Source organism: Embleya sp. NPDC127516, assembly GCF_044765325.1.
Lineage (GTDB): Bacteria > Actinomycetota > Actinomycetes > Streptomycetales > Streptomycetaceae > Embleya.
Genome location: NZ_JBIWJT010000008.1, coordinates 171,787 through 195,894, shown reverse-complemented (window position 1 = coordinate 195,894; position 24,108 = coordinate 171,787). Strand labels below are relative to the sequence as shown.

At 70.6% G+C, this 24,108-nt stretch carries 25 protein-coding genes and 1 pseudogene; 14 read left to right on the top strand and 12 right to left on the bottom strand.

Features of this window, described 5'->3' with window-relative positions:
* Positions 1 to 53 precede the first annotated feature (53 nt).
* Positions 54 to 707 carry a hypothetical protein gene (locus ACIRL2_RS17760; protein ID WP_402233059.1) on the top strand — a complete coding sequence of 218 codons (654 nt, stop codon included), beginning with the start codon at positions 54 to 56 and terminating at the stop codon, positions 705 to 707.
* Between the two features lie 75 nt (positions 708 to 782).
* Here the strand turns inward: ACIRL2_RS17760 and ACIRL2_RS17755 are convergent, their stop codons facing one another.
* The 5 genes from ACIRL2_RS17755 to ACIRL2_RS17735 all read right to left on the bottom strand — a co-directional run bounded on the left by ACIRL2_RS17755 (position 783) and on the right by ACIRL2_RS17735 (position 6,254).
* Positions 783 to 2,528 carry a GMC oxidoreductase gene (locus ACIRL2_RS17755; protein ID WP_395863762.1) on the bottom strand — a complete coding sequence of 582 codons (1,746 nt, stop codon included), beginning with the start codon at positions 2,526 to 2,528 and terminating at the stop codon, positions 783 to 785.
* 139 nt (positions 2,529 to 2,667) lie between these two features.
* On the bottom strand, positions 2,668 to 2,898 hold the full coding sequence (locus tag ACIRL2_RS17750; RefSeq protein WP_395863764.1) for a DUF5302 domain-containing protein: 231 nt from the start codon (positions 2,896 to 2,898) through the stop codon (positions 2,668 to 2,670).
* Between the two features lie 157 nt (positions 2,899 to 3,055).
* Complete coding sequence (locus ACIRL2_RS17745; protein ID WP_402233055.1) at positions 3,056 to 3,682, bottom strand: TetR/AcrR family transcriptional regulator; 627 nt, start codon at positions 3,680 to 3,682, stop codon at positions 3,056 to 3,058.
* Between the two features lie 137 nt (positions 3,683 to 3,819).
* Positions 3,820 to 5,421 carry an MFS transporter gene (locus ACIRL2_RS17740; RefSeq protein ID WP_402233053.1) on the bottom strand — a complete coding sequence of 534 codons (1,602 nt, stop codon included), beginning with the start codon at positions 5,419 to 5,421 and terminating at the stop codon, positions 3,820 to 3,822.
* Positions 5,422 to 5,804: 383 nt separating this feature from the next.
* The gene (locus tag ACIRL2_RS17735) at positions 5,805 to 6,254 is read right to left on the bottom strand and encodes a MarR family winged helix-turn-helix transcriptional regulator (RefSeq protein ID WP_402233050.1); all 450 of its coding nucleotides are present in this window, start codon (positions 6,252 to 6,254) and stop codon (positions 5,805 to 5,807) included.
* 120 nt (positions 6,255 to 6,374) lie between these two features.
* Between ACIRL2_RS17735 and ACIRL2_RS17730 the strand changes: the two genes are divergently transcribed.
* Both ACIRL2_RS17730 and ACIRL2_RS17725 read left to right on the top strand, forming a co-directional pair.
* Positions 6,375 to 6,767, top strand: a complete 393-nt coding sequence (locus tag ACIRL2_RS17730) for a nuclear transport factor 2 family protein (RefSeq protein WP_395863771.1) — start codon at positions 6,375 to 6,377, stop codon at positions 6,765 to 6,767.
* A 100-nt stretch (positions 6,768 to 6,867) separates the two neighbouring features.
* On the top strand, positions 6,868 to 7,632 hold the full coding sequence (locus ACIRL2_RS17725; protein ID WP_395863773.1) for an SDR family NAD(P)-dependent oxidoreductase: 765 nt from the start codon (positions 6,868 to 6,870) through the stop codon (positions 7,630 to 7,632).
* 196 nt (positions 7,633 to 7,828) lie between these two features.
* On the opposite strand, the gene ACIRL2_RS17720 is transcribed toward ACIRL2_RS17725, so the two are convergent.
* The gene (locus ACIRL2_RS17720) at positions 7,829 to 8,533 is read right to left on the bottom strand and encodes a hypothetical protein (RefSeq protein ID WP_402233046.1); all 705 of its coding nucleotides are present in this window, start codon (positions 8,531 to 8,533) and stop codon (positions 7,829 to 7,831) included.
* Positions 8,534 to 8,851: 318 nt separating this feature from the next.
* On the opposite strand from ACIRL2_RS17720, the gene ACIRL2_RS17715 reads away from it, so the two are divergent.
* From ACIRL2_RS17715 to ACIRL2_RS17695, 5 genes are all read left to right on the top strand, one after another.
* Entirely contained in the window at positions 8,852 to 9,073 is a 222-nt protein-coding gene (locus ACIRL2_RS17715) for a hypothetical protein (protein ID WP_026218929.1), read from the top strand.
* A 380-nt stretch (positions 9,074 to 9,453) separates the two neighbouring features.
* On the top strand, positions 9,454 to 11,331 hold the full coding sequence (leuA, locus tag ACIRL2_RS17710; protein WP_402233044.1) for a 2-isopropylmalate synthase: 1,878 nt from the start codon (positions 9,454 to 9,456) through the stop codon (positions 11,329 to 11,331).
* Positions 11,332 to 11,367: 36 nt separating this feature from the next.
* Positions 11,368 to 12,060 (top strand): FadR/GntR family transcriptional regulator, encoded by a 693-nt coding sequence (locus tag ACIRL2_RS17705; protein WP_402233042.1) that lies wholly within the window; start codon positions 11,368 to 11,370, stop codon positions 12,058 to 12,060.
* 884 nt (positions 12,061 to 12,944) lie between these two features.
* Positions 12,945 to 14,084, top strand: coding sequence for an LLM class flavin-dependent oxidoreductase (locus tag ACIRL2_RS17700; protein ID WP_395863781.1), 1,140 nt, complete (start codon positions 12,945 to 12,947; stop codon positions 14,082 to 14,084).
* A 56-nt stretch (positions 14,085 to 14,140) separates the two neighbouring features.
* On the top strand, positions 14,141 to 14,794 hold the full coding sequence (locus ACIRL2_RS17695; RefSeq protein ID WP_395863783.1) for an FMN reductase: 654 nt from the start codon (positions 14,141 to 14,143) through the stop codon (positions 14,792 to 14,794).
* Positions 14,795 to 14,844: 50 nt separating this feature from the next.
* Here ACIRL2_RS17695 and ACIRL2_RS17690 read toward each other — a convergent pair whose 3' ends face one another.
* From ACIRL2_RS17690 to ACIRL2_RS17680, 3 genes are read right to left on the bottom strand one after another with little or no spacing between them, the layout of a single operon-like run.
* Positions 14,845 to 15,633, bottom strand: a complete 789-nt coding sequence (locus ACIRL2_RS17690) for an SDR family oxidoreductase (protein ID WP_402233038.1) — start codon at positions 15,631 to 15,633, stop codon at positions 14,845 to 14,847.
* Entirely contained in the window at positions 15,630 to 16,385 is a 756-nt protein-coding gene (locus ACIRL2_RS17685) for an SDR family oxidoreductase (RefSeq protein ID WP_395863787.1), read from the bottom strand. Before ACIRL2_RS17685 ends, ACIRL2_RS17690 begins: the two co-directional genes overlap by 4 nt.
* Positions 16,382 to 17,608, bottom strand: a complete 1,227-nt coding sequence (locus ACIRL2_RS17680; protein WP_395863789.1) for an acyl-CoA dehydrogenase family protein — start codon at positions 17,606 to 17,608, stop codon at positions 16,382 to 16,384. The genes ACIRL2_RS17685 and ACIRL2_RS17680 overlap by 4 nt, the downstream gene beginning before the upstream one ends.
* A 146-nt stretch (positions 17,609 to 17,754) precedes the next feature.
* On the opposite strand from ACIRL2_RS17680, the gene ACIRL2_RS17675 reads away from it, so the two are divergent.
* A complete protein-coding gene (locus ACIRL2_RS17675) occupies positions 17,755 to 18,390 on the top strand; it encodes a TetR/AcrR family transcriptional regulator (RefSeq protein ID WP_395863791.1) in 636 nt (211 codons plus the stop codon).
* Between the two features lie 61 nt (positions 18,391 to 18,451).
* Positions 18,452 to 19,105, top strand: coding sequence for a GNAT family N-acetyltransferase (locus ACIRL2_RS17670; RefSeq protein WP_402233035.1), 654 nt, complete (start codon positions 18,452 to 18,454; stop codon positions 19,103 to 19,105).
* Positions 19,106 to 19,140: 35 nt separating this feature from the next.
* Here the strand turns inward: ACIRL2_RS17670 and ACIRL2_RS17665 are convergent, their stop codons facing one another.
* Positions 19,141 to 19,338, bottom strand: a complete 198-nt coding sequence (locus tag ACIRL2_RS17665; protein WP_402233032.1) for a DUF397 domain-containing protein — start codon at positions 19,336 to 19,338, stop codon at positions 19,141 to 19,143.
* Positions 19,339 to 19,510: 172 nt separating this feature from the next.
* Between ACIRL2_RS17665 and ACIRL2_RS17660 the strand changes: the two genes are divergently transcribed.
* On the top strand, positions 19,511 to 20,722 hold the full coding sequence (locus tag ACIRL2_RS17660) for a helix-turn-helix domain-containing protein (RefSeq protein WP_402233029.1): 1,212 nt from the start codon (positions 19,511 to 19,513) through the stop codon (positions 20,720 to 20,722).
* 23 nt (positions 20,723 to 20,745) lie between these two features.
* Here ACIRL2_RS17660 and ACIRL2_RS17655 read toward each other — a convergent pair whose 3' ends face one another.
* Together ACIRL2_RS17655 and ACIRL2_RS17650 are read right to left on the bottom strand one after the other, a co-directional pair.
* Entirely contained in the window at positions 20,746 to 20,943 is a 198-nt protein-coding gene (locus ACIRL2_RS17655; protein WP_402233027.1) for a DUF397 domain-containing protein, read from the bottom strand.
* Between the two features lie 35 nt (positions 20,944 to 20,978).
* Positions 20,979 to 21,722: pseudogene (locus ACIRL2_RS17650) on the bottom strand (helix-turn-helix domain-containing protein); the annotation flags it as partial.
* A gap of 812 nt (positions 21,723 to 22,534) precedes the next feature.
* On the opposite strand from ACIRL2_RS17650, the gene ACIRL2_RS17645 reads away from it, so the two are divergent.
* The 3 genes from ACIRL2_RS17645 to ACIRL2_RS17635 are packed head-to-tail and all read left to right on the top strand — an operon-like array spanning position 22,535 to position 23,987.
* Positions 22,535 to 22,690: a hypothetical protein gene (locus ACIRL2_RS17645; RefSeq protein WP_402233024.1), complete on the top strand. Its 156-nt coding sequence runs from the start codon at positions 22,535 to 22,537 to the stop codon at positions 22,688 to 22,690.
* Positions 22,687 to 22,881 (top strand): hypothetical protein, encoded by a 195-nt coding sequence (locus tag ACIRL2_RS17640; RefSeq protein WP_402233021.1) that lies wholly within the window; start codon positions 22,687 to 22,689, stop codon positions 22,879 to 22,881. The genes ACIRL2_RS17645 and ACIRL2_RS17640 overlap by 4 nt, the downstream gene beginning before the upstream one ends.
* The gene (locus ACIRL2_RS17635) at positions 22,878 to 23,987 is read left to right on the top strand and encodes a hypothetical protein (protein ID WP_402233018.1); all 1,110 of its coding nucleotides are present in this window, start codon (positions 22,878 to 22,880) and stop codon (positions 23,985 to 23,987) included. Before ACIRL2_RS17640 ends, ACIRL2_RS17635 begins: the two co-directional genes overlap by 4 nt.
* Positions 23,988 to 24,108: the final 121 nt, after the last annotated feature.

The following is a 24,108-nucleotide window of genomic DNA, read 5'->3' as shown; positions in this document are numbered from 1 at the left end:
ATTGTCGGCTCAGCCCGAGGCGCGTGCCTCACGATTTGAATCGGAGCGAAAACGTGCGTCAGTATTCCGCCGCCGTAGATTCCAACGACGACAGGCGCCTCGCCCGTATTTCCGAGCGCATCGTGGAGGTCTTCGGCATCTCGGCGGAGGAGGCCTTCGTGCGGGTGGACAGGTTCTTCCGGCCGTACCGATGGGACTTGACGGATGACACGGATCAATACGCGCTTCAGGAGCGGAGCCGCGACGAGTGGGCTCGCGAGATCTACCTCGGCGATGACCACGAGCGCCTCGTCGCCGAGTTCGGACTGCGCGGTGCGCCCGCTCGGCCCATCCCGGGTCCCGGGGATCCGGCTTTCGGCGGTCGGGAGATGAGCGAAGGGGCCCTGTGTCTCTCCCTGACCCACCCGTGGCAGGGCGACTGGGAGGACCTGACCGACCTCGTGGGGGATGTGTTGGGTGCCGATCGGGCGGAAGGCCACTCCTTCGAAACCGATGTGATGCTGGTGCGCGTTTTGCCCGGCCCCACCCCGCCCTATGGGGAATCGGACGAGCGGATGACCGTGTCCTGTTACCCGCGAAGCGCCGCGACTTGGGGCGACGTCGCGATCGTGCTGCGCAAAATCGCCTACCGGCTCGAAGAAACCGGTGTCACGCACGTGGAGATGGCGCTGGTCGACGTCGCCGGCCCGTCCGACCTGCTCAAGTGACCGGACGGGTCTGTGCGCGGAGGCCGAATCCCGCTCCGCGTCGGTTCCCCGCGTTGCCGGGGCTGCCCGTCGGCGTCACTCGCGCGGCGGCACGGATCCGGAGCGCACTTCCACGATCGGCAGTCGCAACGCCGCCGGGGCGCTTGGCGGGACCACCGGGGCCGCCGGCGGGGTGTAGGCGATCGGTCGGTAGGCGGCGCCCAGGGCGGGGCGGGTGTCGGCGTCGCCGCGGTTGGGCCACATCGCGGTGGCTCGTTCCGCCTGTGCGGTGATGGTCAGGGACGGGTTCACGCCCAGGTTCGCGCTGACCGCGGAGCCGTCCAGGATGTGCAGGCCCGGGTGGCCGTACACACGCTGGTATGGGTCGACCACGCCGGTCTCGGCCGAGTCGCCGATCACGCAGCCGCCCAGGATGTGCGCCGTCATCGGCACGTTGGCCAGATCGCCCCAGGTGCCGCCGGCCACGCCGCCCAGGCGCTCGGCGATCCGCCGGACCGCCTCGTGGCCGGCCGGGATCCAGTTCGGATTGGGTTCCCCGTGGCCCTGCCGGGTGGTGATCCTGGTGCGCCCGAACAAGCCGCGCTTGCGGTACACCGTCAGCGAGTTGTCCCGGGACTGCATCACCAGCGCGATGATCGCCCGCTCGGACCAGTTGCGCACGTTCAGCAGCCGCAGCTGGGCCGGGTTCCGCAGCGCGTTCGTCAGGAGTTGGCGCACTCGGGGTCGGTCCCCGTCGGTGAGCAGGGTCTGCAACAGCCCCATCGCGTTGGAGCCCTTGCCGTAGCGGACCGGTTCGATGTGGGTGTCCGCGTCCGGGTGCCACGAGGAGGTGATGGCCACCCCGCGAGTCGCGTCGATCACACCGGTGGTCGGTGCCACCGCGCCGACCAGCGCCTCGGAGTTGGTCCGGGTCAGCCGGCCGAGCGTGCCGGACAGGTGCGGCAGCGTACGCTCCGCCGCCATCCGGTGCAGCAGGCGCTGGGTGCCCAGGGTGCCGGCGGCGAACACCACCTGCTCGGCGGTCCAGGTGCGCGGCGAACGGGGCGCCGTCGCGGGGCCGCTGTGCACGGTCTCCACCGCGTAGCCGCCGGCGGACCCGTCCGCGTGCCACCGCGGGCCCAGCGGCCGGACCCGGCGCACCGTACGCTCCGCGTGCACCTCGGCACCGGCCCGCTCGGCCAGGTGGAGGTAGTTCTTGAGCAGCGTGTTCTTCGCGCCGACCCGGCAGCCGGTCATGCAGGAGCCGCACTCGGTACAGGTGGTCCGGCGCGGGCCGACCCCGCCGAAGTACGGGTCGGCCACCTCCTCGCCGGGCCGCTGTCCCTCCTCGGGGAAGAGCACGCCGACCGGCGCGAGATGGAAGGTGTCGCCCACGCCCATGTCCTCGGCGACGGCCTTCATGTGCTCGTCGGCGGGGGTGGTGTGCGGGTTGGTCACCACGCCGAGCATGCGCTTGGCCTGGGCGTAGAACGGCGCGAGTTCGGCGCGCCAGTCGGTGATGTGGCCCCACTGCGGGTCGTCGAAGAACGGCTGTGGCGGCTCGTACAGGGTGTTCGCGTAGTTCAGCGATCCGCCGCCCACGCCCGCCCCGGCCAGTACGACCACGTCCTTGAGCACGTGGATGCGCTGGATGCCGGTCAGGCCGAGCGCGGGGGCCCACAGGAAGTCGCGCAACTGCCATGACGTCTTGGGAAAGTCGGTGTCGGCGAAGCGCCGGCCGGCCTCCAGGACGCCGACCCGATAGCCCTTCTCGGTCAGCCGCAGCGCGGCGACCGATCCGCCGAAACCCGAACCGATGACCAGGACGTCGTAGTCGAACACGGGGAACCCTTCGCCGGGTGGGCAGGAGGCATGCCATGAGATCTGGCGATCCTACTGCTCGGTAACCCGGCGAAGGCAGTCCCTCGGTGGTGCGTTTCGGGCCGAATCGGGGTGCGGTTCGGTCCGTGAGCGGTCCGAGTCAGCCGCTCTTGCGGCGGAACGAGCGCTGCTGTGCGGCGGGCCCGTGCGCGCCGTGGATCTTCGATCCGTCGCCGCCGGGGCCCTCGCCGGTGCCGTCGGTCTTGGTGCCGCGCTTGCGGGCGAGGGCCTCGCGGAACTTGCGCTTGGTCTCGTCCTCGGGCGTCTCGGCCTCGGCGGCCTCGGCGGCCGTCTCCTCGGTTGTCTCGTTCGCGGGTGTCTCGTCAGCCATGGTGCGTTCCTGCTCTCGAACTGGACTCGATCCGTAGGGACACCCTTCCATGCCGGGGCCCGCGATGGCACGCCCGGACCGGGTGACGCCCACGAGAGTGGACATACCGGTCGCCTTCGGATCGATCGGGTTCGAAAATCGGCGTCTCGACGGCGCCTCAGGTCAGTCGCGCCGTGCGGATGACCAGAGTGTCGATGAAGTCGGTCAGCGGCGGCCAGTCGAAGACGGGCGCGGTCATCCGCAGCAGGATCGCGCCGTGCATCGCGGCCCAGACGGCCAACGCGTCCTCGAACGGGTCGGTCCCGGCCGAGCGACCGGCCGCCGCGGTGGCCGCGATCGCGTCGATCAGGGTCTGGAAGACGTCCATCCGACTGGGCATCGCGGGCGCCGGTTCGGCCGGATCCGTGTTCGGTGGGCGCATCCGGTGGAACAGGGCGCGGTAGCGGCCGGGGCGATCCATGGCGAACCGGGCGTACGCCCGACAACCCGCGAGCAGCGACCGGTCCGCCTCGGTCTCCTCGGCCGCGGCGGCCGCGATGGCCGCCTGCAAGTCGTCGAAGTAGCCGTTGAGCACGGTGTCGAGGACGTCGTCGAGGTCGTTGAAGTGCGCGTAGATCGACGGCGCGGTGATCGCGGCCTCGCGCGCGATCCGGCGCAGCGTCACGTCGCCGGAGTGTCCGTCGCGTTCGATGAGCGCGGTCGCCGCGGCGAGGATGTCGTCGCGCAGAAGCGCACCCTGGCCGCGGCGATTACGTCGGCGGTTCGGCCCCTGATCGTCGTCCATGGCGGTCAGCGTACGAGGCGTGGAAGCGGCGCTCGCGGGCATGGGTGCCTCCTCGGGGGTGTCGACGACCGGTCGCCGAACGACGGGTGCACGGCGACCGGAACGCGCCGGCCGCCGTGCGCTGTGGTGACGATCCGTCAGGCAGGTTGCACCGCCTGGGCGTTGGTCGATTCGGTGGGCTGCCCGGCGGTGACCGGGGTGCCGCCGGTACGCCTGGGCAGACCGATCGCGACCACGATCGCGCCGATCGCGGCGACCGCCGCGGCCGCCAGGGCGCCGTTGTTCATCGCGGTGGTGAAGGCGTGGTCGGCGGCCGAGGTGAGCCGGCCGGCGGACTCGGGGGACAGGTGCCCGGCCACCCCGTACGCGCTGTGCAGGTCGTCTTCGGCGACCGCCGCGGGACCGATCAGGTGTTGGTCGGCCATCTCGCTCCGGTAGTGCGAGGACACCAGCGTGCCGACCACCGCGATGCCCAGCACGCCGCCGAGTTCGCGGACCACGCTGTTGAGCGCACCGGCCATCGCCGAGTAGCGCACCGGCACCGACGCGGTGATCTCCATGCTCGCGGGAGCCATCATCATCCCCATCCCCGCGCCCACCAGGGCCATTTCCCCGGCGAGTGCGGCGAACGGGGTGTCCGTCCCGGTGGTCAGGCCCATCACGGTCAGGCCGGCCGCGATCGCGGCGAGCCCGACGGTGAGCGTGGCCCGGATGCCCAGCCGGGTGGTGACCACCGGGGACAGCCCGGACATCGTGGCCATCGCGACGGCGAACGGCATCGCGCCAAGGCCGGCCTTGAGCGGGCTGTAGCCGTGCACGAGCTGGAAGTACTGGGAGAGCACGAACAGCGTGCCGAAGAGCGCGAAGAAGGTCACCGCGAGCGTCGCGGCGGCGAGTACGAAGCCCCGGTTGGCGAACAGGCGGATCTGCACCATCGGTTCGTCGCGGCGCAGCTCCCAGGCCACGAACACCACACCGAGCAGCACGAACGCGCCGAGCTCGGCGAGCGTGACCGGCGCGGTCCAGCCGCGCTCCGGCGCCTCGATGATCGCGTCGACCAGGACGCCCAGACCGATGACGGACAACACGGCGGCGGGCAGGTCGAGTCGGGCGGTGCCCACGCTCGGGACGCTCGGCACGATCCGCGCGATGCCGATCATCGCGGCGAGCACGAGCGGGACGTTGATCCAGAACGCGCTGGACCAGGAGAAGTGGGTCAGCAGCGCGCCGCCGGTGACCGGGCCGATCAGCACGCCGACGCCGGCCGACGCCGACCAGACGGCGAACGCCTTGGCGCGTTCGACCGGCGGGAACAGCCGGATGATGATCGCCAGCGTCGCGGGCATCACGAACGCCGCGCCCAGTCCCATCACCGCCCGCCAGGCGATCAACTCGGCCGCGGTCGAGGACACCGCCGCGATCGCCGATCCGGCTCCGAAGAGCGCCAGCCCGCCGAGCAGGGCGCGTCGCGCACCGAAGCGGGCGCCCAGACTGCCCGCGAGCAGCAGCAGGGCGGCGAAGACCAGCGTGTAGGCGTCGGTGATCCACTGCAGATCCGCCGTCGACGCGTCCAGCCCCTCGGCCAGCGCGGGCAGCGCGGTGTTGAGCACCGAGTTGTCCAGTGTCACCGCCACCAGCGTCGAACAGAGCACGAGCAGCGCGGCCCACCGACGAGGGTGACCCGCGGGATCCGGCTCGTCGTTCGGAGCGGCGGCGGACCGGGTTTCTGTGCTGCTCACGAGGACCCCCATGAATTAACGCTTGTTAGCTTACGTCTGTAAACATAAGCTGTGACCATACGCATGTAAAGTCAAGAATCGGCAAAGCGTGCCCGGAGGCGAGTGGCACTCGGCACTCGATCGAGCGAATGGCCCTCGGTCGGGCGGGTGGTGCGCCCGGGTGGATGGCCCCGGTGGGCGGCATCCGGGCGGGTGGGTGCCCGGGTGGGTGGGTGCCGGAGTGGGTGGCTGCCCGGGTGGGTCGTTGCCTGGGTGGTTGGGTGCCCGGGTGAGTGGGGCTATGCCTCGGCGGGCCGGGCTACCGCCCGGGTGGTTGGGTGCCTGGGTGGGTGGGTGCCCGGGTGGGTGCCCGGGTGGGTGGGGCTATGCCTCGGCGGGCCGGGCTACGCCTCCGTGAACGGCCCGTCCTCGACGAATCGGCGCAGTCCGCGGGCGAACATCCGCGCCTCGTCGGCGGGCCAGCCCGCGAGCGAGGACTCGATCCGGGTCGCGAGCCGCTCACGCAGTTCCTCGACGCAGGAGGCGCCCGCGTCGGTCAGTGCGAGCAGTACGGCCCGGCGGTCGTCCGGGTCGGGCTCGCGGCGGACCAGGCCGGCCGCCTCCAGGCGCGACGCGCGACGGCTGACGCCGGATCGGTCGAGGCCGATCTCGCCGGCCAGGTCCGCCGCGCTGCGCGGCCCGGTTCGGGCCAGCCCGCTGAGCACGGGATACGTCACCTCGTCCACGGCCGGCCCCAGGCCCTCGGTCAGTCGCGCGTACAGGTTCGCGCGTGTGCCGCGCCGGAGCAGCAGACCCAGCGCGTCCGCGACCTCGTGTCCCACCACGTGTTCCATGACCTCAGATTAGCGTGCGCCGCGCACGCTTATGGGCTATCGTCAAAAGCGTGCGCCAAGCACGCATTTCCTTCGCGTGGGCCGTCCTGCGTGGACCGCCCGGATCGGAGTCACCTCGCCATGACACAGACCGCAATCGTTCCCGCCCTCACCGACCTCCTCTTCCGCCCGGAGTTGGATCTCGACACCGCCGTCGACCGGCACTTCGCGCCGGACTACCGCCAGCGCACCGACGGCGTCTGGTCGGACCGGGCCGGCTTCGTCGAACACATCGCGCACCTGCGCTCGGTCGTGGCCGGCGGCCGGGTGCGCCTGCACGAGGAACTGTTCGACGGGTCGCGCTACGCCGATCGGCACACCGTCGAGGTGCGCAAGGCGGACGGCGCGACCGTGGTGATGGAGGTGTACGTGTTCGGCGAGTTCGCGCCGGACGGCCGATTCCTTCGGATCGAGGAGACCACGCTGATGCTCGCCGGATCGGAGGCCGATCAGGGTCTGGGGTCGGCTCGGTGATGCTTCTGTAGCGATCGCTAACAAATCTGGGGTACGGTGCTGCCCGAACGAGATTTGTAGCGATCGCTAAAGAAGCGGTTCGCGGACGAAAGGCGCAACCATGCACACGCTCACCGCCAAGACCGCGCTCGTCACCGGCGCGAGCAGGGGGATCGGCCGCGCCATCGCCGAGCGGCTGGCCGCGGACGGGGCACTGGTCGCGGTGCACTACGGCCGGGACGAGGCCGCCGCGAAGGAGGTGGTCGCGGCGATCGGGGCGGCCGGCGGGCTGGCCTTCGCGGTGCACGCCGAACTCGGCGTACCGGGCGACGTGGACACGCTCTTGGGTGGACTGCGGGCCGGCTGGGCCGAGTTCGGCGTCGAAGGGCTGGACATCCTGGTGCACAACGCGGGGATCGGCTCGACCGGGCCGATCGAGGCGGAGACCGAGGCCGGCTACGACCGGGTGTTCGCGGTCAACACCCGGGCGCCGTTCTTCCTCACCCGCGAGGCGCTGCCGGTACTGCGCGATGGCGGCCGGATCGTCACCGTCACCTCCGGTGCGACCCGGATCGCCTTCCCCGAGGCGATCGCGTACGCGATGACCAAGGGCGCTCTGGACGCGTTCACGCTCGCTCTGGCCAAGCACCTGGGCCCGCGTGGGATCACGGTCAACAATGTCGCCCCCGGCATCGTCGACACCGACGTCAACGCGGGTTGGCTGCGCGGGAATCCGGCGGCCCAGGCGCAGGCCGCGGGCCGTGCGGCACTGGGCCGGGTCGGGCAACCCGCCGACATCGCCGACGCGGTCGCGTTCCTGGCCTCCGACGACGCCCGCTGGGTCACCGGCACCACGATCGACGCCACCGGCGGGTCGGACCTGTAGAGCGGGCGGGTGTTCCGTCCTCCACCGGGATTTGGGTCGGCGGTGCCCACCCGACTGGGAGGGAGTGTCGCTCGGAAGTGGCGTGGGAGTGTAGCTCGGAAGTGCCGCTCGGGAGCGTTGCTCGGGACTGTCGCTCGGAAGTGGCGTGGGAACGTCGCTCGGAAGTGCCGCTCGCGAGCGTTGCTCGGGACTGTCGCTACAGCTCCCGCGTCACGTCCAGCGGCGCGCACGAGAGCGTGCCGTGCGCGTCGGGTGCGGCGATCCAACTGTCCGTGCTCACGAAGTCCCGCCCTCGCTGCCGCGCCTCACGGGCCGGTGTCGGGTCGTCCCAGGTCACCGCCAGCGGCTTGTGTTCGACGTCCCACTTGGCGCCGCCGAGCGCGCGGTCGTCCGAGGAGGTCGCCTCCACGTGGGTGAGCCGACCGGCGTCCGTACGCAACACCCCCGCGTGCCACAACGTCACGCCCGCCTCGGTGCGCACGATCGCCGGCGGCGTGCTCAGTGTCAGGCCGGTGCCGTCGTGCCGGTCCGAGTCGAAGCGCAGCACCAGGCGGCGCGGGATGGTCGGCAGCACCACGTCCAGCACCAGATCGCCGTCCGGGACGGGACCGAACAGGCAGGAGGTGAACCGGATCGGCCCGGCCGACAATGTCGTGGCCAGCGCCGAGTGGGCGAACCGGTCGCCCGAGCGGGTCACCGACACCCCGTACTGCCCGAACAGCGGCGGCGCCGGCGGGCGCGGGCCGGTGGGACGGGCCAAGGTCTCCATGCCGATGCTGGTGTACAGGCCGGCCGGCGTGCGCAGGATGCCGCTGTGGAAGACCCGTACCTCGTCGTGCTCGAGCAGGATCTCGGGCGGCCTGACCAGCTCGATGTCCACCGGGGCAGTGCTGTCGCTCATGCCGCCGACCCTATCGGCGGGCGGGGATCGGTACGGCGGCCCGACCGGCGCCGGGCGGGGGGCGGCACGCGTCGGCGATGCGTTCGGGCTTCGCCCGATCGGCCCAATCGGGTTTACCGGGGCGTTGTTCGCATAGTGTGCGAGAACGCGGTGCCGGCCGGATCCCGCGTGACCTGCGGCAGGGTTGGCCGTGCGGCATTTCGGTCGGGTTCTACGGGATTCGAACCGCCATATCGTGGGGACACTTTCCGGTTACGGCTTCGCCTATACCGCCCCCGAACGCCCCGCGCGTCACCCGACAGGCGCATACTGGTGGGGATGACGACGTCAGCCGTGACCCGGCGCATTCTGCCCACCAGTCCCTTCAATGTCCCGGTCGCTCCCATCATCGAGGATTTCGAACTCGGTGCACGAGTGACGCACGATCAGTACGGACTCGGTCGGATCGTCGGTGTCGAAGAGGACATCGCGGTCACTGTCGATTTCGGGTCGCGTCAGGAGCGGATCTGCCGTCCCTACGCGAAGCTGAGCAATCTCTGAACATCCCGACTCCACGCGGTCGGTCCAGGGAGGCGCCTCCGGGTAACCGGGTCGGCGCCTCCTCTCGTTGGGGCGGCGGTGGCGGTGTGTGTTGGGCGGGTGCGCTGGGGTGCGTGCGCGTTGGGGCTCTGTGTGCGGGCGTTGTGCGGGCGTGTCCTTGGGCGTCGTGGGGCGTCGTGCCTTGGTGTGTTGCTTTCTTCATTTTGGGCGTAGCCCTCGAGAAAGACATCAGGTTGTCAGACAAGTTGTGCTAGCGTCCTCGTCATGAAGCTGCGCGTCCTCCTTCTCGGCCGCCGCGGCGGGGTCTGATCCGACCGGCACCCCGCCGCGGGGTTCGGTGCTGCCGGTCGATCTTTCGACCGCGAGGACGGTTCCGCACCATGACCGAACACAACTTCCCGACCCTGCGCACCCCCGCCGGCCCCATCCCCGAGGATCGGCCGCACTGGAACCGGCAGCGCCCGAGCGCGATGCCGCACCACCGCTACCGCCCGGCGCACGAACGGGTCCGGGTCGGGATCGACCCGACCGAGCGGACCTGGCCCACCCGGCGGATCGAACAGGCGCCGCTGTGGGTTCCGGTGGACCTGCGGGACGGCAATCAGGCACTGGCCGAGCCGATGGACCCGTCACGCAAGCGGCGGATGTTCGACCTGCTGGTGGCGATGGGCTTCAAGGAGATCGAGGTCGGCTACCCGTCGGCCAGCCGCGCCGACTACGACTTCGTCCGGCACCTGGCCGAGAGCGACGCGGTCCCGGACGACGTGACCATCGTGGTCTTCACCGCCGCCCGGACCGACCTGATCGAACGCACCCACCAATCCATCGAGGGACTGGCGCACGCCGTGGTGCACATGTACACCGCGACCGCGCCGACCTGGCGCGAGGTCGTCCTCGGACACGACCGGGCCGCGCTGCACGGCCTGATCCTGGCCGGCGCGAAGGACGTCGCGCGTGGCGCGGACGCCCGGCCGAATGCTGACATCCGGTTCGAGTTCTCGCCCGAGGTGTTCAACCTGACCGAGCCCGACTACGTCCTGGAGGTGTGCGACAGCGTCACCGAGCTGTGGGACGCGAGCCCGGACCGGCCGGTGATCCACAACCTGCCGGCCACGGTCGAGATCGCCACGCCGAACGTGTACGCCGACCAGATCGAGTACATGCACCGGCATCTGGCCCGCCGAGACGCGGTGATCCTGTCCGTGCACCCGCACAACGATCGCGGTACCGGCGTCGCCTGCGCCGAACTGGCGCTGCTGGCGGGCGCGCAGCGGATCGAGGGCTGCTTGTTCGGCAACGGCGAGCGGACCGGCAACGTGGACCTGGTCACGCTCGCGCTGAACCTGCACACGCAGGGGGTGGATCCGATGATCGACTTCTCCGACATCGACGAGATCCGACGCACCGTCGAGTACGCGAACCGGATCGACGTGCACGCCCGCCACCCCTACGGCGGCGACCTGGTGTACACCGCCTTCTCCGGCACCCACCAGGACGCGATCAAGAAGGGCTTCGCGCGGCACGCCCGCCAGGCCGAGGAGTTGGGCCTGTCCGCGGACCGCGCGCCGTGGGACGTGCCGTACCTGCCGATCGACCCGGCCGACGTGGGCCGCGACTACGAGGCGGTGATCCGGGTCAACAGCCAGTCCGGCAAGGGCGGCATCGCCTACCTGATGCAGAGCGCGCACGGCCTGGACCTGCCGCGCCGGCTCCAGATCGAGTTCTCCCGGGTGGTCCAGGAGGCCACCGACGACAGCGGCGAGGAGATCACCTCGGTCGAGTTGGGCGAGCTGTTCCGGCGCGAGTACCTGGACCGGCGCTCGCCGGTGGACGTGAGCGGATGGCGGGCCGAGGAGGTTGAACCGGGACGGCACGTGTTCACCGGGACGCTCACCGATGCGGCGGGCGGGCGTTCGGCGGTCGGACGTTCGGTGGTCGGGCTTTCTGTGGTCGGGCTTTCGGTGGTTGGTGAGGGGAACGGACCGCTGTCGGCGCTGACGTCGGCGTTCGGCGCGGCCGGGATCCGGGTCGAGATCCTGGACTACATCGAGCACTCGATCGGCGCGGGCGGCGACCGGCAGGCGGCGTCGTACGTGGAGTGCCGGGTGGACGGGGTCACCCGCTGGGGCGTCGGGATCGACACCTCGATCCTGGCCGCCTCGGTGCACGCGACCGTGTCGGCGGTGAATCGGGCCCGGACGGCGGAGCGAGCTCGCGCAGGGGAGCGGGAGGGACGGATCGGGGTTCCGGCGGGTTAGGATTCGTCAGACAACCTGAGATGTGAGGGTGACACGATGACGTTCGGCCCCCTGCGCCGCAGCCCGCTGGTCGGCCAGGCGGCCGAACGGCTTCGTGACCGGATCGCCGCGGGGCACTGGCCGGTGGGAGCCAAGCTGCCCGGCGAGGTGGCGCTCGGCAAGGAACTGGGCATCGGCCGCTCGACCGTGCGCGAGGCGATTCGCGCGCTGGCGGGAGCGGGTCTGGTCGAGTCCCGGCAGGGGTCCGGCGTCTTCGTGATCGCCACCGAGCCGGTCGAGGACCTGACCACGCGGCTGCGGCGGGCCTCGGCGGCCGAGGTGTACGAGGTGCGCAACCTGATCGAGGTGCGGGCGGCGATGTTGGCCGCGGAGCGGCGTACCGACGAGGACCTCGCGGCGCTGGAGGCGGGGTTGGCCGCGCGGGCCGCCGCGCTCGGGGACGACGAGGCGTACATCGACGCGGACATCGCGTTCCACGCGAGCATCGTCGCGGCGGCGCACAACGACGTGCTGACCGACCTGTTCGCGGTGTTCCAGGTGACCATGCGGCCGGGGCTGCTGGACCTGCTCGCGGTGATGGACGAGAAGGGCCTGCGCACCGCCTCGGCGGACCCGGGCGCCGACGCGCACGCGGCAATGGTCGCGGCAATCCGATCCGGCGACGCCGCGGCGGCAGGCCGCGTCACCGAGGCGGAACTCGCGGTAAGCCTACGCATCCTGCGCGACTGAACCCACGCGGTGGCGGTGCTGCGCGGTGGCGTGTGCCGCGTATTGGTGTGCCGCGCGGCGGTGTGCCGCGTATTGGTGTGCCGCGCGGTGGTGTGCCGCACATGGAGCCGCGTCGCTCTCCGGCGGTGCCGGAGCCCCAGGGGGCGTCGAGCCCTGGCCGGCTCTGGCCGGCTCTGGCCGGCCCTGGCCCGGCTGCTCGGCGCGGGGCGGCTGCGTTGTGGGCGTGCCCCGGTCGGCGTGCCGGGGTGCATGCCCGCTACGCGGTCACGGTCGGGCCGTCCGCTACGCGTCCGGGATGCACGTCCGCTACGCGTCCGGACGGCTTGGTGTTCCGTCCCGGCGCGGGATTCGCGCTGGCCCGGCTCCGCCTCGGCTGGTCTCCGGCTTCGCTCCGATTCGGGCCCTGTGGGAGATGGCCCGTGAGAGGCGCGGGCCTGGCGGGCTGTGTGGCGCGGGCGGCTGCGTTGTGGGCGTGCCCCCGGTCGGCGTGCCGGGGTGCATGCCCGCTACGCGGTCACGGTCGGGCCGTCCGCTACGCGCCCGGGATGCACGTCCGCTACGCGTCCGGGATGCGCGTCCGCTACGCGTCCGGGATGCACGTCCGCTACGCGTCCGGACGGCTTGGTGCCCCGATCCGGCGCGGGATTCGCGCTGGCCCGGCTCCGCCTCGGCTGGCTTCCGGCTTCGCTCCGATTCGGGCCCCGTCCGTCTGTCCGGGCTGCCCCGTCCCGGCGCGGCCCGGCTGCCCGGGCCCCCGCCCGGCCTCGGCCCCCGTCCGGGCCCCGCCCGGCCCCGGCCCCGGCCCGGTCTTGGTTGGGAATAGGGGGCGGCGTATCTTGCTTTAGGGATGATTGAGAGTTCAACTACCTGAGAGAGTGGTCATCGTGCAGTTCGGGATCTTTACCGTCGGAGACGTCACCGTCGACCCCACTACCGGCCGGGAGCCCACCGAGCACGAGCGGATCAAGGCGATGGTGGCGATCGCGCTCAAGGCCGAGGAGGTCGGTCTGGACGTGTTCGCGACCGGGGAGCACCACAACCCGCCGTTCGTGCCCTCGTCGCCGACCACGCTGCTCGGCTATGTGGCCGCGCGTACCGAGCGGATCATCCTCTCCACCTCGACCACGTTGATCACCACGAACGACCCGGTGAAGATCGCCGAGGACTACGCGATGCTCCAGCACCTGGCCGACGGCCGGGTGGACCTGATGATGGGTCGGGGCAACACCGGACCGGTGTACCCGTGGTTCGGTCAGGACATCCGCCAGGGCATCCCGCTGGCGATCGAGAACTACGCGCTCCTGCACGAGCTGTGGCGCAACGACGTGGTCGACTGGGAGGGCCGCTTCCGTACGCCGCTCCAGGGCTTCACCTCGACACCGCGACCGTTGGACGGCGTGCCGCCGTTCGTGTGGCACGGCTCGATCCGCAGCCCCGAGATCGCCGAGCAGGCCGCCTACTACGGCGACGGGTTCTTCGCCAACAACATCTTCTGGCCCCGGGACCACTTCGTCCGGCTGATCAACCTCTACCGCGACCGCTTCGAGCACTACGGGCACGGCACCCGCGAGCAGGCCATCGTCGGCGTCGGCGGGCAGGTGTTCATGCGCAGGAACTCGCAGGACGCGATACGCGAATTCCGCCCCTACTTCGACAACGCGCCGGTGTACGGCCACGGTCCGTCGCTGGAGGAGTTCACCGATCAGACGCCGCTGACCGTGGGGAGCCCGCAGGAGGTCATCGACAAGACGCTGACCTTCCGCGACTCGTTCGGCGACTACCAGCGCCAGCTGTTCCTGATGGACCATGCCGGCCTGCCGCTGAAGACCGTGCTGGAGCAGCTCGACCTGCTCGGCGAAGAGGTGATCCCGGTGCTGCGCAAGGAGTTCGCGGCCCGGCGCGGGACGGACGTGCCGGCCGGCCCGACGCACGCGGCGCTGGTCGCCCGACGGGACGCGGCGGCGAACGAGGCAGCGCCGGTCGACGGGGTCGCACCGGCCAACGAGGTCGCACCGGTGCTGTGACCGGCCGAACACCCCTGTACCGCCGGAGAGACCGGAGAGAAAGGAAGAAGCACACCATGCCGCCCAAGCCGCAACCGCTCAAGCTCGTGGTCGTCTCGGCCGGACTGGGCAAGCCCTCGTCCACCCGCCTGCTCGGTGATCGCCTCGCCGAGGCCACGCGTCGGCAATCGGCCGATCGGGGCGTCGAGGCGGACGTCCGGGTGGTCGAACTGCGCGACGTCGCGGTGGACATCGCGCACAACCTGGTCACCGGCTTCCCGCCGCCGGGTCTGCGCGCCGCGATCGAGACGGTCACCGGAGCGGACGCCCTGATCGCGGTCACGCCGATCTTCACCGCGTCCTACAGCGGGCTGTTCAAGTCCTTCTTCGACGTACTGGACCACACCGCGCTGACCGGGAAACCGGTGCTGATCGCGGCGACCGGCGGTACCGCACGGCACTCGCTGGCCCTGGAGCACGCGCTGCGCCCGATGTTCGCCTACCTGCGGGCCACGGTCGTGCCGACCTCGGTGTACGCGGCGACCGACGACTGGGGCGCGGCGGCCGGTGCCGGCGACGACCTGTCCGTCCGAATCGCCCGCGCCGGCGGCGAACTCGCCGACCTCGCGGCGGGGTTGTCCAGGCGCGAAGCCGGTGGCGGCGGCGAGGGCGACTCGATCGACGAAGTGGTGCCGTTCGCCGAGCAGTTGGCGGCGCTGCGCCGAGGATGAGCGCACCGGCCCGGGGCGACGTGGCGCCGCCGTCCCGGGCCCGGGTGGTCTCAGCCGTCCTTCGCGACCTCCAGGCGGGCCTGGAGCTTGCGCATGCCGGCCAGCCAGCGGCCCGGGTCGGCGGCTCGGCCCGCGTACATCCGGGCCACCTCGGGGTGGGGCAGGATCAGGAAGGGGGCGCCGGTGACGACCGCCTCGGCGACCACGTCGGCGACCTCAGCCGGCTCGATCGCGCCGTCGTCCAGGATCAGCCGGGCGGCCTCCCCGGTCGCGCCGAGCAGCGCCGTGCGCACGCCCAGCGGGCAGACCGCCTGGACCGTGATGCCCTTGGCGCCGTAGGTGATCGCCATCCACTCGGCGAACGCGTAGGCGGCGTGCTTGGTCACGGAGTACGCCGCCGCGTCCAGCATGGTCAGTAGGCCGGCGGCGGAGACCGTGGTGACCAGGTGGCCCCGGCCCCGGGCCAGCCAGGCCGGGGTGAGCAGCCGCGCGGCGCGTACGTGCGCCATCACGTTGACGTCCCACGAGCGGTCCCAGGCCGCTTCCGAGGCGTCCAGGCCCATGCCCTCGCCGATGCCGGCGTTGGCGCAGTAGACGTCGATCTCGCCGCCGAGGGCCTTGCGGGCACCGGCGATCAGCGCCGCGACGCCCTCCTCGCCGGCCGCGTCGCCGGGCAGCGCGATGCCGTCGATCTCGGCGGCGACCGCGTGGCACGCGTCCGCGTCCAGGTCGTTGACCACGACGCGGGCGCCGTCGGCGGCGAAGCGGCGGGCCAGAGCCGCGCCGATCCCGGCACCGGAACCGGTGATCACCACCCCGGCGCCGGCGAGCGCGGTCATCCGACACCGCCGGACAGGCTCACGCCGCCGTCGACCAGCAGCGTCTGGCCGGTGATCCAGCTCGCCTGCTCGGACAGCAGGAACGCCACGGCGCCGGCCACGTCCTCGGGCACGCCGAGCCGGCCCATCGGGTAGGCCGCCGCGACCTCTTCCTCGCGGCCCTCGTACAGCGCGGTCGCGAAGACCGTCTTGACCACCGCGGGCGCCACCGCGTTCACCCGCACCCGCGGGCCGAGTTCGCTCGCGAGTTGGGCGGTCAGGTGGGTCAGCGCGGCCTTGCTGACGCCGTAGAAGCCGATCCCGTGCGCGGGCCGCGCGCCGGCGAGCGAGGAGACGTTGACGATCGCGCCGCCGTGCTCGCCCAGCCACGCCTTGTGCACGCGCTGCGTCCATGCGAGCGCGGCGAGCAGGTTGACCTCCAGGATCTTGCGCCCGGCGTCCAGGTCGAGCTCCACCAGCGGGCCGTACACCGGGTTGATGCCGGCGTTGTTGACCAGCATGTCGATCCGGCCGAACGCCTCCAGGGTCGCGGCCACCGCCGCGTCCTGGTGGACCGGGTCGTGCGCCTTGCCCGCGACGCCGATCGCGTGCTCGGGACCGCCGAGCGAGGCGACCACCTCGGCCAGCGTGTCCGCGCCACGCGCGGTCACGCAGACCCGGTCGCCGCGCGCGACCAGGGCCTGGGCGATGCCCAGGCCGATGCCTCGGCTCGCGCCGGTGACGATGGCTACGGGACGGGACGAGTCGCTCACTGGGCGGCTGCCTCTCGGTAGGACTTGAGCTCGCGGTGAGCGAGCGAACGACGGTGTACCTCGTCCGGCCCGTCGGCCAGACGCAGCGTGCGCGCGTGCGTCCAGAGCGACGCGAGCACGAAGTCCTGGGACAGGCCGCCCGCGCCGTGCGCCTGGATGGCCTTGTCCAGGATCCACTCGACGGTGAGCGGTGTGGCGATCTTGATCGACTGGATCTCGCGGTGCGCGCCGCGGTTGCCGACGGTGTCCATCAGCCACGCGGTCTTGAGCACGAGCAGGCGCAACTGCTCGATCCGCACCCTGGATTCGGCGATCCACTCCTGGATCACGCCCTGGTCGGCGAGCGGCCCGCCGAACGCCTCGCGGGCGATAACCCGGCGACACATCAGTTCCAGGCCGCGCTCGGCCATCCCGATCAGCCGCATGCAGTGGTGGATCCGGCCGGGGCCGAGCCGGGCCTGCGCGATGGCGAAGCCGTCGCCGGCGTTGCCGACCAGGTTCGCGGCGGGCACCCGTACGTTGTCGAAGACCACCTCGGCATGGCCGCCGTGCGGACCGTCGGTGTAGCCGAAGACGTGCATCCCGCGCCGGATGTGTACACCCGGGGTGTCGCGCGGCACCAGGATCATGCTCTGCCGGCGGTGGCGCGGCGCGTCCGGGTCGGTCTTGCCCATCACGACCAGGATCTCGCAGGTGGGCGCCATCGCCCCGGAGGACCACCACTTGCGGCCGTCGATCACGTACTCGTCGCCGTCGCGGACGATGCTCGTGGTGATGTTGGTGGCGTCGGAGGAGGCGACGTCGGGCTCGGTCATACAGAACGCCGAGCGGATGGTGCCCTCCAGCAGCGGCTTCAGCCATCGCTCCTGCTGCTCTGGCGTGCCGAAGTCGTGCAGCAGTTCCATGTTGCCGGTGTCGGGCGCGGCGCAGTTGAGCGCCTCGGGGCCCAGGTGCGGGCTGCGGCCGGCGATCTCGGCCAGCGGCGCGTACTGGAGGTTGGTCAGGCCCGCGCCCTCGGCGCCCGGCAGAAACAGGTTCCATAGGCCGCGCTTGCGGGCCTCGACCTTGAGCTCCTCGATCACCGGCGGCCGACCCCACGGATCGGCGCCCGGATCGGCCACCTGATCGGTGAACACGGCTTCGGCGGGGTACACGTGCTCGGTCATGAACGCGAGCAGTCGCTCCCGCAGTTCCTCGGTCCGTGTGTCGTAGCTGAAGTCCACCGGCGCCTTCCTCTCCCTGGTCGCAGACGGCGCGGACGTTCCGTGGCCGTAGGGTGCGCGAGACGTGCCGTGCGCGAATTACGGTACCGACCGGTCGGTATCTTGGCTAGGGTGGCGTCGAACGCTCCCCCGAAAGGTTGGACATCATGGCGGCTAGAGGTCGCGGAAACGCGGCACCGGTTCTGTCCGAGGCCGAAGAGACACCCTTGCCCCAGCGGCTGCTCCGGATCGCCTCGCGGATGTTCGCCGAGCGCGGCTTCGAGAGCACCTCGGTCCAGGAGATCGTGGCCGCCGCCGGGGTCACCAAGGGGGCGATGTACCACTACTACGCGTCCAAGGACGACCTGCTGGTGGAGATCTACCACCGCATGCTCGCGATGCAGACCGAGCGGCTGAACACCATCGCGGACGGCCCCGAGCCGGTCGTGGACCGGCTGCGCGAGGCGGCGGCGGACGTGGTGGTCACCACCCTGGGCAACATCGACGACGCGGTGGTCTACTTCCGCTCGATGCACCTGCTCGCGCCGGACAAGCGCAACGAGATCCGGGCCGAGCGGCGGCGCTACCACGAGCGCTTCCGCTCGCTGATCGAGCAGGGCCAGCGCGAGGGCCTGCTGCGCGCGGACGTGTCGGCCGACATCGCCACGCACAACTTCTTCGGCGGCGTGCACCACCTGAACAGCTGGTACCAGCTCGACGGGCCGATGTCGCCGCGCGAGGTCGGCGACGTGTTCGCGGACCTGCTGCTGCACGGGCTGGCGCCGACGGCGCAGACGCGGTAGCAGGCGGTCGCGACGGCGGAATTCGCTCGCGTGGGGTGGGGTGTCGCGTCGAGAATCGACCATGCTCACTGATCATTGGCCGGTCTTCGGCCTACGGTTGACCACGCCTCGGCTGGAACTGCGGGCGGCGAGCCAGGAGGACCTGGTGGCGCTGGTCGAACTCGCCGAACTCGGCGTGCACGCACCCGACTTCATGCCGTTCAGTACGCCGTGGACGCGCGCGCCGCATCCGGCTCGGGCCCGGGAGGCCCTCAAGTTCTACTGGGGCTCGTGGGCGAACTGGCGGCCGGAGGAGTGGAAGCTGCTGCTCGCCGTCGTGCACGAGGGTCGGGTGATCGGCCTCCAGGAGTGCAGCGCCACGGACTTCGCCCGCCGGCGCGAGATCGGCTCGGGCTCCTGGCTGGGCCTGGCCCACCAGGGCCACGGGTTCGGTACGGAGATGAGGGCCGCGATGCTGGAGTTGGCCTTCGCCGGCCTCGGCGCCCAGTGGGCGATCTCTTCGGCGCTCCTGGACAACGCACCCTCGCTGGCGGTCTCCCGACGCCTCGGCTACGCCGACGACGGCATCGAGATCCTCCCCGCCGACGAAAACGGCCCCCCGCGCCCGGCCCGCCGCCTACGCCTGACCCGAGACGCCTGGCGGGAACACCGCACGATCGAGACCGAGATCGAGGGCCTGGACGCGTGCCGCGAAATGTTCGGCTGCCCCACGTAAACGGTGCCGGAGGCATAGGGGTCGGCCGGGTTGGGTCAGCTTCGGAGGGCGTTGGTCAGTGCTGTCCAGGATGCCGCGTCGATTGTCAGATGCCCGATGCTCGGGTCCTTCGAGTCGCGTATCGGGACGAGGCCCGGGAGATCATCGCGGACCTCGACGCAGTTGCCTTGATCGCCGTTGCTGTACGTGCTCTTGCGCCATGAGCTGATGTCTGCGTTCTGGATTCCTTGCATGATTGCAACTCCTTGATGGTCGCCCGGATCATCGCTGCCGACTCTTTCGGGGAAAGGGCAGAGGCGCGCGTAGCCGATCGTATGACGTGAGCCGGTGGTCGCTTCCCGCGATTGCCGGCCGGCCGGCGGGCGTACCGTGGGGTCAGCGCCTACCTTGCCGGGAGTCCTGACCATGCAAGACAGCATCGGGGATCGCATCGCGCGGCTGCGCCTGCGGAGGGACCACACTCAGGAGTCGCTCGCCGCCGCTGCGGGGGTTTCCGTCGATGTCGTCCGCAAGCTGGAACAGAACCAGCGACTCACGGCCCGGCTCTCCACGCTCAACGCACTCGCGAGCGCGCTCGACGTGGAAACGTCGATCCTGATTGGGCAGCCGACCACGTTCGAGGGCGCGGTGCATCGGGATCCGCTACCGAGCCTGTTGGCGCTCCGGCGGGCCGTGACTCCGGTTTCCGAGTTGATCGAAGACGAAATGGCGGTCGCCGACGGGGAATCGCCGTCCGTCCTCGACCTTCGGGCGGCGTTGAGGTCGACGGAGGCGATCCGGCGTGACGGGAAGCTGTCGGAGATCGCCGCCGTATTGCCGCGACTCATCTCGGATGCGCGGTCCGCGACGCGCGAGCACTCCGGCGCCGATCGCGCCGCCTCGTTCGCCATCCTGGCGGAGGCGTACCAGGTCGCGGCAACGACTCTGGCCGCGTTCGGCAAGGAGGACGCGGCGTACACGGCGATGGAGCGGGCCAGGAGCGCAGCCGGGCACTCCGATGATGCCCGGCTCGAAGTCATTGGCATGTCGACGCTGTCCTGGATCTTCAGCAAGCAGGGGCGGATAGACGACGCGCAACGGGTGGCCGAGGCAACTGCGGAGAAGATCGAGCCGTCGTGGACGAAGACACCGCCGATCGACGTCGCCCTGTGGGGCATCCTGCTCCTACGCGCCGCCTCGGCCGCCGTCCGCGCGGAGCGCAAGGACACCGCCGCCGAACTCCTGCGTCTCGCCAATGCCGCCGCCGCCCGGATCGGCGCCGACCGCATCGACTATGCCACCCCGTTCGGACCCACCAACGCGGGTGTCGCCACGGTCAACGCCTTCGTCGAAATGGACCGCCCCGAAAAGGCGTTGGCCGAAGCCCGTCGCATCACCGACCTGAACAGCCTCCCGCCCACGTGGCAGGCGCGCTACTACGTCGACCGCGCCCTGGCCCACATCGACCTCGCCAACGACGACCGGGCAACCCGCGCCATCCTCAAGGCCGAACACACCGCCCCCGAGTGGATGCGCTACCACGCCACATCCCGCCGAGTCGTCACGGACCTGGTCTCGCGCGAGCGCCGCAGATCGACCCCACTCCTCGCCCTCGCCGACCGCTTGCGGATTGCCTAGAGGCGGGGCCGGCAGGGGGCGAGTCAGTTCCGGAGGGCGTCGGTCAGTGCAGTCCATGGCGTTGCGCCGATGAGGAGTTGACCTACGGCTGGGGCCTTCGAGTCACGTACCGGGACGACGCCCGGGAGATCATTGCGGACCTCGACGCAGTTGCCCCCATCCGAGTTGCTGTAGGAGCTCTTACGCCACGTCGCGGCGGTTGCGTCCCGCGTCCCTTGCATGCTTCCAACTCCTCGATGACCGCCCGGATCATCTCGGCCGACTCCCTGGGGGAGAGGGCGTAGGCGCGTAGACAATCGTATGCCGTTTGATGGTCTGCGACAGTAGCGGAATCCTCACGCAACTGGCCGGTGTGGCTACCTTCGAGGTATGCGACGGGCTCACTGTCGGGCAGGGTCAGCAACGTCAGCGATCCGCCCAATTGCGGGTGGGCTCCGGAGTTGAACGGTAGGACTTGGATCGTGCCGTACCGCGTGTCCATCCGAGGCAAGAGCACTTCGAGTTGCGTGCGCATGACGGCTGGGCCACCGATCACGCGGCTGATGGCCGCCTGGTCAAGGATTGCGCCGTAGCGCGGCGGGTGTTCCCGAGTAAAGATGCTTTGCCGATTGACGCGTGCGGCAACTTTTCGTTCGATCTCGGGGTCCGGCCACCTGGGCACAAACCTGCTGAACTGCGCGCGGGCGTAGGCAGGGATCTGCAACAACCCAGGCACGGTGAGCGCCGAGTACTCCAGGATCGCCTCTGCCTTCGCCGCCAGCGCCATGAACCCGCGATAACGGTCCGGGAATTGGTCGTGCTCCACCATCTGGTAAAGCCGTACGAAGAACCCGTCCGTCTCGAAGGCAATATCCAGTTTTGCCGGCATGTCCGGTGGGATGGTGCTCTCGCCGGTCTCGTATCGAGACATCGCCGCCTTGCTGTAGCCCAGGATCGTCGCGCACGCCGTCAGTGACATGCCCACGCTCTTGCGCTTGACCCGAATCTCCCGCCCGAACATCTGCCGTGGCGAGCCTTGGGGTTCGAGGTCTTTCTCTTGGTATCGCACGGGCGTTCCCCCTTCCGTTCCACCGCAAATCGGAAACGATGCCGAGATGCACAGGCTAGCTCTCCCACCTCATGATGGGGACGCAGAGCGACAGACCGTGTACGGAAGGGAGAGGCAATCCCTTGCTCAAAACGTCGCAGGCCGAAGGGTGGGGCTGCGACGGGCGTAGGGAGTGGGGCTCAACTTTGGCGAGTCGCCCCACTCCCTGCGTGCCCCTCACAGAAAGGACACGTACCCACGATGGCATATCAATTCGGGTGGACTCAACGTGCTTCGGTGCCGGTTCCGGCGGAGGATCGCGACTGGCAGGACGAGCGGTTGAGGGTGCTGATTCGGGAGTGGGTCGGCGGGGCGGACGCCGATACCGCTGCGTTCACCCCACTCCGGGAGCCGCGACTACGTTTGCGTTCGCGGTTGTTGCTGTGGATTCGCGCGCCGCGCTCGGGTGGGCGGAACGTGCGATGACCACGCGGCAGCGGGTTTCGGGGAGCACGCAGGAGGATCTCGACCGGGGGCTCGCGTTCTTCGAGCGCTATCGGCACGCGTGGTGTCGTGACGCCTATTCGGGTCGCGAGGGTGTGCTTATGGACGTGCGAGGGCGACAGGTTCATCTGCGCTTGCGTAGTGGGATTGAATTCGCTTGTCAGGTACGGGACTTGGTCATTCTTCGGCCGCCTTCGCCGATTCTGTATCGGAGCGTGAGATACGTCGGCGGGGAAGACGCGACGCTTCGGCCGGACGGCACGCTTACGGAGTTGTGCGCCGTGGACAGGGGCATGTTGGCGACCGTGCAACCGCCGGTCGGCCCGGAGTGGTTCGCGTTGTTGTCCGACCTGGAGCGAGTCGGTTGCCCGTTGGGTGCGGTGGCCGATTGGGCGGAACCTCCGTTCCTGCTCGACGAGGAGGAGAAGGAGCGATGACGGCGATACCTACGCCTCCACCGACTGGCATCGGCTCGACACACGACAACTCGGGAGGCAAGACGATGGGGAACCACGCCAAGGACGACAAGGACGGCGACGCCAAGACCCCCCAACGGCAGCGGGACGGCCAGTGGGACAGGCCCGTGCCGCCGAAGGACAGGGACCGCGACAAGGAGAAGGACAAGTGAGCACCTTGGTCGACTGGGACGCAGTTTTCGCGGACACGCCCCGGCGCTCGTACGTCCCGGGGGTGGTGTGGGGGAGTGACGACGCCCTGATCGACCGCGACACCGACCCCGAGGCGTGGGCGGAAGCCGTGGCGGCCGACATCCCGCTTGTGACTCAGATGGATGACGGCATGCCGGGCGGGAGCCTGATCCCGACATCGTCGGCGTCGCAACCCTCCCTCGTGCGGCACATGCTCGAACAACTCGACGTCGAACCGGATCACGACATCCTCGAAATCGGTACCGGCACCGGGTGGTCCACTGCGCTGTTGGCCACCGCGCTCACCGCCGGCCGGGTGACCTCGATCGAGGTGGATCCACTCGTGGCGATCCAGGCCCAGGAGTCCCTGCGCGGCTGCGGCTCGGAACCGACCCTGATCGTCGGCGACGGGCTGCACGGCTACAAGGAAGGTGCCCCCTACGACCGGATTGCCGCCACCATGGCGGTACAACGCGTGCCGTACGCGTGGGTGGAACAGGTCCGGCCCGGAGGGGTGATCCTCACGCCCTGGGGCACGGCCTTCCACAACTCCGGTCTCCTGCGCCTGGTCGTCGCGGCCGACGGCACGGCCTCGGGCCGATTCGTGGGCAACGTCAACTTCATGTGGGCCCGGTCGCAGCGCCCGAGGTTCGAGGCCCGGCGCTTCGTGGGTGACGTCATCGCCGACCCGAGCGTGGGCAGGGTCCGCCACACGACGACGGATCCGCGACCCCTTCAGGAGGAGCACGCGGATTTCGCGATCGGGCTTCGGCTGCCCGATGTCGAGCAGCGCACGTTCTTCGGGAGGGGAGCGCACGCCGGGGAGTTCACCACGTGGTACGCCGACGGGCAGTCCTGGGCCTCCGTCGACTACGTACCGGACGCCCACTCGTTCGAGGTGAACGAGGGCGGGCCGCGCGACCTGTGGCGGGAGATCGAGGACGCCTACGCAGCGTGGCGTGCGCGGGGTGAACCCCCGCGCGAGGAGCACGGCGTCACGGTGACCGGTGATGGACAGTGGGTGTGGCACGACGGGCCGCACGGTCGGGTGGACTGCGGGCCGTCGATTCCCTGGCAGGCTCCGTAGAAGGAGATGGAGGGACGGCCCCGGCCCTCGAAGCGGCACGGCGTCGGGGCCGTTCCGATCCCGGTGTCGGCTACGGCGCGGCGATCGGGTCCATCCCGAAGACGACGATTCGGGTGGCGCC